The following is a 1256-nucleotide window of genomic DNA, read 5'->3' on the forward strand; positions in this document are numbered from 1 at the left end:
TGGGGTGACCCAGGGATTCCGGACGGTCCTCCTGAACTGATTGGATGACGTATGCAACAACGCAGTCATCGGGGTGTGACCCCGGAGCATCGGGCTGAGGCGGTGCGCTTGGTCGAGGTGTCCGGGCGGCCTGTCAGCGCGATGGCCAGAGAGCTCGGGATTGATCATCGGACGTTGTGGCAGTGGGTGAATAGTGCCCGTTTGCGAGCGATTGATCCGGAGGGTGATCTCACCCGCGAGCAACGCAACCGGATTCGTGATTTGGAGAAGGAGAATTCTCGACTGCGCCGGGATCTGGAGTTCGAGAAAAAAGCGGGGGCCCTCTTCCGGGAGTTCGATCACGGCGAGAAAGATTCGCGATGATCGACCGGTTGAGGGCCGAATTCCCGGTGAAGTATTTGTGCGAGAAACTCGGGGTGTCGACGTCCGGGTTCTACGAGTGGGCCACAGCAAGTCCGACGCGAACCGCGGAACGTCGCAAACAATTGACTGCACGGGTCGAGGAAGCATTCCACGCGTCGCGTGGGGCGGCGGGTTATCGGAAGGTGACTGCGGCGTTGCATCGGCAAAATGTTGCAGTGAATCGGAAGACCGTCGCGGGCATCATGGCAGGTCTGGGTGTGCAGTGCCCCTCGGCGCAGCGAGCGTTCCGGCGGGCGAAACGGCGGGCCGCTCGGGTGGCGGATCCAGCCGATCTTCTTCTGCGAAATTTCGAGTCAACGGTGCCGGGAACGGTTCTCGTCGGGGATATAACGTATGTGCCTACCCGGCAAGGATGGCTTTACGTCGCAACCGTCATCGATTTAGCGACGAGATCGGTACTGGGTTTCGCAACAGGCGCCAAACAAGGCGCGAATCTCGCAATCCGTGCTCTGCGAGTCGCTTCCGCGACGGGCATCGTCCATGCTGGCGCGGTTTTCCATACCGACCACGGGACTCAATACCGTTCCAAACGATTCGCACGATACTGCGTCGCGAATGGACTACGTCGCTCGATGGGCGCCCGAATGCAGTGCTGGGACAATGCAGCAGCGGAATCATTCTTCTCGAAGCTCAAGAGTGAACGCCTCGACTGGATCGACTTCAACACTCGACAACAAGCTGCCGCCGAAGTCACCGACTACATCACCCATTTCAACACCGAGCGACTCCACCAGTCTCTGGATTACGCCACTCCGAGCGAGATACTCAAAAAACTACAGCCCGTGGAATAGATTCAAACCGAGGACGTGGTCCGGAATCCCTGGGTCACCCCA

At 59.3% G+C, this 1256-nt stretch carries 2 protein-coding genes; both read left to right on the top strand.

Features of this window, described 5'->3' with window-relative positions:
- Positions 1-51: 51 nt before the first annotated feature.
- Positions 52-363, top strand: a complete 312-nt coding sequence (locus tag HRF29_RS14560; protein WP_173249570.1) for a transposase — start codon at positions 52-54, stop codon at positions 361-363.
- A complete protein-coding gene (locus HRF29_RS14565) occupies positions 360-1214 on the top strand; it encodes an IS3 family transposase (protein ID WP_173249571.1) in 855 nt (284 codons plus the stop codon). The genes HRF29_RS14560 and HRF29_RS14565 overlap by 4 nt, the downstream gene beginning before the upstream one ends.
- Positions 1215-1256 lie beyond the last annotated feature (42 nt).

Source organism: Rathayibacter agropyri, assembly GCF_013249015.1.
GTDB lineage: Bacteria > Actinomycetota > Actinomycetes > Actinomycetales > Microbacteriaceae > Rathayibacter > Rathayibacter agropyri.

Bases quoted from the DNA above. Each gene is read 5' to 3' on its own strand.
- HRF29_RS14560 (WP_173249570.1), top strand. From the start codon at position 52: ATGCAACAACGCAGTCATCGGGGTGTGACCCCGGAGCATCGGGCTGAG.
- HRF29_RS14565 (WP_173249571.1), top strand. From the start codon at position 360: ATGATCGACCGGTTGAGGGCCGAATTCCCGGTGAAGTATTTGTGCGAG.